This window comes from Petrachloros mirabilis (assembly GCF_975968855.1).
This window is the reverse complement of record NZ_CDLUDY010000035.1, coordinates 1-5989: the sequence shown is the minus strand read 5'-3', so window position 1 is coordinate 5989 and position 5989 is coordinate 1. Positions and strand designations below refer to the sequence as shown.

General features: G+C 55.9%; 7 protein-coding genes. 1 reads left to right on the top strand and 6 read right to left on the bottom strand.

Annotated elements, in window-relative coordinates; translation table 11 throughout:
* A partial coding sequence (locus tag ACWVCN_RS01405) for a hypothetical protein (RefSeq protein WP_455243720.1) occupies positions 1-972 on the top strand: 972 nt, incomplete at its 5' end.
* Positions 973-1197: 225 nt separating this feature from the next.
* Here the strand turns inward: ACWVCN_RS01405 and accC are convergent.
* The 6 genes from accC to coaBC form a co-directional block, all read right to left on the bottom strand.
* Positions 1198-2538, bottom strand: coding sequence for an acetyl-CoA carboxylase biotin carboxylase subunit (gene accC, locus ACWVCN_RS01400; RefSeq protein ID WP_455243719.1), 1341 nt, complete (start codon positions 2536-2538; stop codon positions 1198-1200).
* A gap of 33 nt (positions 2539-2571) precedes the next feature.
* A complete protein-coding gene (gene accB / locus ACWVCN_RS01395) occupies positions 2572-3132 on the bottom strand; it encodes an acetyl-CoA carboxylase biotin carboxyl carrier protein (protein ID WP_455243718.1) in 561 nt (186 codons plus the stop codon).
* Entirely contained in the window at positions 3129-3689 is a 561-nt protein-coding gene (efp, locus tag ACWVCN_RS01390) for an elongation factor P (protein WP_455243717.1), read from the bottom strand. The genes accB and efp overlap by 4 nt, the downstream gene beginning before the upstream one ends.
* A 62-nt stretch (positions 3690-3751) precedes the next feature.
* Complete coding sequence (aroQ, locus tag ACWVCN_RS01385) at positions 3752-4243, bottom strand: type II 3-dehydroquinate dehydratase (RefSeq protein ID WP_455243716.1); 492 nt, start codon at positions 4241-4243, stop codon at positions 3752-3754.
* 116 nt (positions 4244-4359) lie between these two features.
* Positions 4360-5205 carry a tetratricopeptide repeat protein gene (locus ACWVCN_RS01380; protein WP_455243715.1) on the bottom strand — a complete coding sequence of 282 codons (846 nt, stop codon included), beginning with the start codon at positions 5203-5205 and terminating at the stop codon, positions 4360-4362.
* Positions 5206-5207: 2 nt separating this feature from the next.
* On the bottom strand, positions 5208-5989 hold a 782-nt coding region (gene coaBC / locus ACWVCN_RS01375; protein ID WP_455243714.1), incomplete at its 5' end, for a bifunctional phosphopantothenoylcysteine decarboxylase/phosphopantothenate--cysteine ligase CoaBC.

Genomic DNA, 5989 nt, shown 5'->3' with positions numbered 1-5989 from the left:
TATGCCATCGAAAGCGAAGACGTCATCGAGATCGCCAAACTCGTCGCCGCGCAAAACCGGATGCAGGACAAAGTAACGTTCTTCAAAGACGTCTCTTTCCACGTCGACTTGCCGGAGAAGGTTGATGTCATCGTCACCGAGACCATGGGAACGTTCGGGTTCGAAGAAGGGATTCTCGGGTCGTTGACCGATGCGCGCGATCGGTTTCTCAAGCCCGGCGGCCGTCTCATTCCTCACAGTTTGGATTTATTTCTCGTCCCGGTGGAGATGCCCCAGTTCTACCAACACGTCGTCGATTTCTGGATCACCGGCTGTCACGGGTTGGACTTCTCCCCCGTCCGTGCGCTGACAGTGAATAATTTCCATCCGTTGAAACTCCACGAAGGCACGTTTCTCAGCCAACCGACCAGCGTGGACCATATTCTCTTTGCCGACACGAAGAAGAGCGAGATCGAGACCGAACTGTCGGTCTACGCGCAGCGCAAGGGGAAGCTCCATGGGTTGGCCGGCTGGTTCAATGCCGAATTGATGCCGGGCCTGTCGATTTCCAACGGGCCTAACGATACGGCCTCCCATTGGGGCCTCGCGTTTTTTCCCATCGACAAGCCGGTGTTCGTCGATCGAGGGAACCGCATCGCCGCCAAGGTGCAATCGACCGGCAACGGTGAATATTGGAACTGGCGGGTCGAGGTGAATGGACAGGTGTTCGAACATTCCAGCCGGCGTGGATCACTCGAATCGGCCTCCGCCCCTCCTGGCCTGCCGGATAATCTCGCGCCGTCACTGTCGCGCCGCGGCGAAATCGAACGGTATGTCCTCAGCCGGTTCGACGGACAGCACCGAATTGACGATCTCGCGGGTGAATTACTCCACCAGTTTCCTGCCGAAGTCACCTCCAAAGAACAGGCCGCTACGATCATCGGCGAAGCGGTCCGCCGTTTTACGAACAGCATGCCGGGCAAAGCCGACTGACATGGTATGGGAAGAACAAAACGGTCGGGAGTCTTTTCTCAGAAGCCCTTGGGACAGCCATCTGGTCACACCGTTTTTTTCACTCACGATCTGACTGGTTGCCTCAACTCACATTTGAACAATGTGGTCATGTCGATGTACCCGCTCGGGTAATTCGATTGGATCAGAAAGCATTTTCACTGAGTCGAGGCAAAGACGTGGAGTCTTCTAGCAGAGGTGATACATCTAGCCGGCCAGGAACCGTTCGAGGAACGTCGTCGACACGTGCCCTTTTTGAAAGTCCGGGTCGTTGAGGATGCGCTTGTGGAGTGGAATAGTGGTCTTGATGCCCTCGATCACGAACTCATCAAGCGCCCGGCGCATGCGGGCGATGGATTCCTGCCGGTTGCGACCATGGGTTATCAGTTTAGCAATCATGGAATCGTAATGCGGCACGACCATTGAGCCGGATTCCATGACGGAGTCGACACGAACGCCGAACCCGCCCGGCGCGCTGTACTTGGTAATCAAACCCGGCGAGGGTGTAAACTTTTCCGGATCTTCGGCATTGATCCGGCATTCCAGGCTATGGCCGTTCAGATGGATGTCTTGCTGCCTGAAGGAAAGCGGCTGTCCATCGGCCAATCGAATTTGTTCTTTGATCAGATCGATACCGGTCACCATCTCCGTGATGGGATGTTCCACTTGAATACGCGTGTTGACCTCCATGAAGAAGAAATGCCGGTCTTTGTCCAGGAGAAATTCAACGGTGCCGACGTTCCGGTAATGGACCGCTTTGACAGCCTCCACGGCGACACGCCCGATTTCCCTCCTGAGTTTCTCATCCACGGCCGGTGAAGGCGTTTCTTCCACAAGTTTCTGGTGTCGTCGTTGAATCGAGCAATCACGTTCCCCGAGATGGACGACATGGCCACGAGTGTCCGCCATGATCTGGACTTCGATGTGCCGGGGCTCGAGAAAGTACCGTTCGAGATACACGCTATCGTTGCCGAATGTCGCCTTGGCTTCAGCCTGAGCCGCTTGAAAGGCTCGCCCCAGATCGTCGGCCGTATTAACGACTCGCATGCCGCGCCCGCCTCCGCCGGCTGCGGCCTTGATGATGACGGGGTAGCCGATTTTCATGGCGGCGTCGCGGGCTTCCTGCTCGCTTTTGAGTTCGCCCGGGCTCCCCGGCGTAACAGGCAAGCCGCGTCCCGCCACGATTTCTCTCGCCTTGGCCTTATCGCCCATGAGGGCAATGTGTTCCGATGAAGGGCCGATGAACTTGACGCCGATCGATTCGCAGACTTCCGCAAAATGGGCGTTCTCAGACAGAAATCCATAGCCGGGATGAATGGCATCGGCGCCCGTGATCTCTGCAGCGCTGAGAACGTTGGGAATGTTTCGATAGCTCAAGGCGGCTTCCGGAGGGCCGACGCAAATCCGCTCGTCTGCGGCCCGGACGTGCAAACTGTTGGCATCAGCTTCCGAATGGATGGCCACGGTCTTGATGCCCAGTTCTCTGCACGCGCGGATGACCCGCAGTGCAATTTCTCCACGATTGGCGACCAGAACTTTCTTGAACACGTATAGACTCCGCTGCTTGAAAGAGGAAGGAAACTACGGGGCGGCTTTCGGGTCTATGAGAAAGAGTGCCTGGCCGTATTCAACCGGCTTGGTGCTTTCCACCAGAATTTTCGTGATGCGCCCGTCGACCTCCGACTCAATCTCGTTCATGAGTTTCATCGCCTCGACGATACACAGGACTTGCCCTTTTTTGACAAAATCGCCTTCCTCAACGTAGGGATCGGCGTCCGGAGAGGGTGAGCGATAGAACGTTCCCACAATCGGCGAGGTAATCGTGATCTGGCCGTTGATGTCCTCGACGCTGGTGCTGGGCTGCGCAACCGGTTGCGAGACTGTCGGTGCGGAAGCTGTTCCCTGCTCCGTCACGGTCGCAGCGATGGTTTTCACACCGGCTTCGTGACGGACACGAATGCGGACCCCTGCCCGTTCGATTTCCAACTCGGTGAGGTGGTTCCGTTTCAGCAGATCGATCATGTCCTGGATCTGCTTGTTCTGCGCGGCGGCATCCTGGGCCCTCTTGCTTTCACCGAAGGCACCCGGCAACACGATCGGCGTGCCGCGCGGTTTCGATTGACGGGTCTTCTTGCGGCTCACCGCACGCGCTCCACGTAGGCTCTGGTACGGGTGTCGATCTTGATCACGGTGCCTACCTCCAAATAGAGCGGAACCTTGATCGTGGCCCCGGTTTCAACAACAGCAGGCTTGGTGCCGCCGGACGCTGTATCGCCCCTGACCCCCGGCTCGGCATCGACGACTTTCAATTCGATAAAAATCGGTAGATCCACGGCAATGGGCCGATGCTCATAAATCAAGATCTTCACGCTCATGTTCTCTTTGAGCAGATCGGCATTCTCGCCCAACTGTTTCTTTTCAAACGTGAGCTGCTCGTATGTGTCCGTGTCCATAAAGGTGTAGTCATCACCCGTGGCATAGAGAAACTGCATTTCCCTTTCTTCGAGATCCGGTTCCTCGAACCGCTCGCCAGACCGAAACGTCCGATCGAGAACGTTTCCGGTCAAATAGCTTTTCAATTTGGTTCGAACAAACGCGCCACCTTTCCCGGGTTTGACGTGCTGAAAATCGACGATGTAATAGGGCTCGCCGTCGACCATCAGTCGCACCCCACTGCGAAAATCAGTCGTGGAAATCACTCGACACTCCCTTCACCTCGCAATATCGCGGACGGAATGAATGAAATGATGGCATGTCTACACTATCTCGCCTTCTTTTTCTGTCGGCGAGACACGGACACCTTCCTGCTTTTTTTCCTGGCAATCACGTGATCGTGCAATCCTCGGAGCGCCAAGAGGTATCCAGTAGCGCCTAATCCAGAGATCTGCCCTAATGCAACATCTGCCAGGAAGGAATGACGGCGAAACGGTTCTCGCCGGTGAATATTCGACAGGTGGACTTCAACCGTGGGCAAACCCACCGCTGCCACTGCATCGCGAATGGCTATGCTCGTGTGGGTATAGGCGGCGGGATTGATAATAATCCCCTCATAGCCCCCCTTTGCCTCTTGAATCCACGTCACAAGTTCGCTCTCGCTATTTGATTGCCGAATGTCCACCGCTACGGTCAACTCATCAGCCAGCTTAGTCAAGGCCACATCGATGGTATCCAGGGACTGCGTACCGTAAATAGCCTGTTCCCGGCTGCCGAGCAGGTTCAAATTGGGACCATGAAGGACTAGGATCCGGAGCATGTCTTAGACGACGTTTCTCAAGCCAGGTGAGCTGTTTCCGCTAAAAAAATCCCAGCAGGGCGGCATTGTAACAGGCCCTCTCAAAACGGTCAAACTATTGGAATGTATTGAGCAATTTATGCGGCGCGATCGCTCGGTATCACGCGATCACGCCGATGTCGCTCGATCGAGCGCAACCAGGATTCCAACTTGGCAATCATCTTGGCATGGCGCGGCGAGACGGCAGTGATCTCGGAAGCAGGAGGTGGCGATTCTAACGAGATTTCTGCATGAGATTCACGGTGAACTTGGTTTTGCTCCTCCAAGGTTGGTTCTGTGTAACTCTCCATCAGATTGAGAGATGTTTCCCCCGTCGTTTCCTGGGAACGGACCTCGGCATCTGACCATTTTCGTGTGCTTGGCTGTTCCAGCACCTGAGGTGGAGCTTCGTCCTGAACCTTGGGATCTGGATTGGATACTTGCGGCATCTGCGCAGAGGAAGCACCTGAAGTAGATACCAACGTCCCAGCATCTACGGACAACGAATTGTCCTGAGGGTCAAGTTCATCCGGCACACTCAGCGAAGCTTGAACGGACAGCGCCTCTTCATCGCGTGGGTTCATCGCAAGAATCACGCGGCACGATTGAAGAACTTCTTCCGTCAGACCTTGCGCCTGGTAAATTTTGATCAAGGTACGGTGGGCACGCAGGTTGTCTGGACTGAGCTTGACGGCACCTTCGAGAACGGCCCTCGCCTTGGTCGGCTGATCCAATTGGTCATACGTCCGCCCGAGAGCGACCATCGCGGTAATAAATCCAGGGTAGTGCTTCAAGCCTTCTTCCAATACCGATACGGCCTCTTCCCACATGCCGACTTTGCAGTATTCTTCAGCCAGAGGAAGAAAGACCTTCGATTGAGGATTTTTCGCCAACTGAACGGCAAGACGATCAATTTCAGCGGCATTCTTCTGGTTCGAAGCCATGGTCAGCGTCCCTCCATTATCTTTGAGACGGGTTCATGCACTGGCGCTGGACACATCAACGCTCGAGCGGCGTCGAGAATCCTGTCGGAGACCTCCCGTTTCGTCAGCAAGGGAAGAGCCGTCGTGTGTCCGTCTCGATCGATCAAAGTCACGACATTGTGATCACTGCCGAATCCGGAACCGGTTTTTGTGACATCGTTGGCAACGATCAGATCGAGTCCCTTTTGTTTGAGCTTCGCCTGGGCGTGGGCCAGCACATCGTTCGTTTCCGCAGCAAACCCGATCAGCAATTGGTGTGTGCGCTGTGCCGAGAGCGCGGACAGGATGTCCGTTGTCCGCTCCAGATCGAGGGTGCTCTGCTTTTTCTCCTGCTTCTTCAGCTTCTGCGAAGCGGCGTTCTTCGGCCGAAAGTCGGCAACCGCGGCAGCCATAATCACCGCAGTAGACTGCGACAGCCTTGTACTCAAGGCCTCCATCATCTCGTCCGCCGTTTCAACCTGAACGACCTCGATTCCCGGGGGCACCGGGAGAGACGTGGGACCGGTGACGAGCGTAACGTGAGCGCCGCGCTTTCTTGCCGCCTCAGCCAGCGCGTAGCCCATTTTCCCGGACGATCGATTCGATATGAACCGAACCGGATCGATCGGTTCCTGGGTTGGTCCTGCTGACACTAGGATACGGTGCCCCAGCCAGTCCTGTGCGGGAAGCAGCACCGACCGAACTGCATCAAGAACCCTTGTTTCTTCCGCAAGTCGGCCTTGCCCGACTCGACCGGATGCCAGCG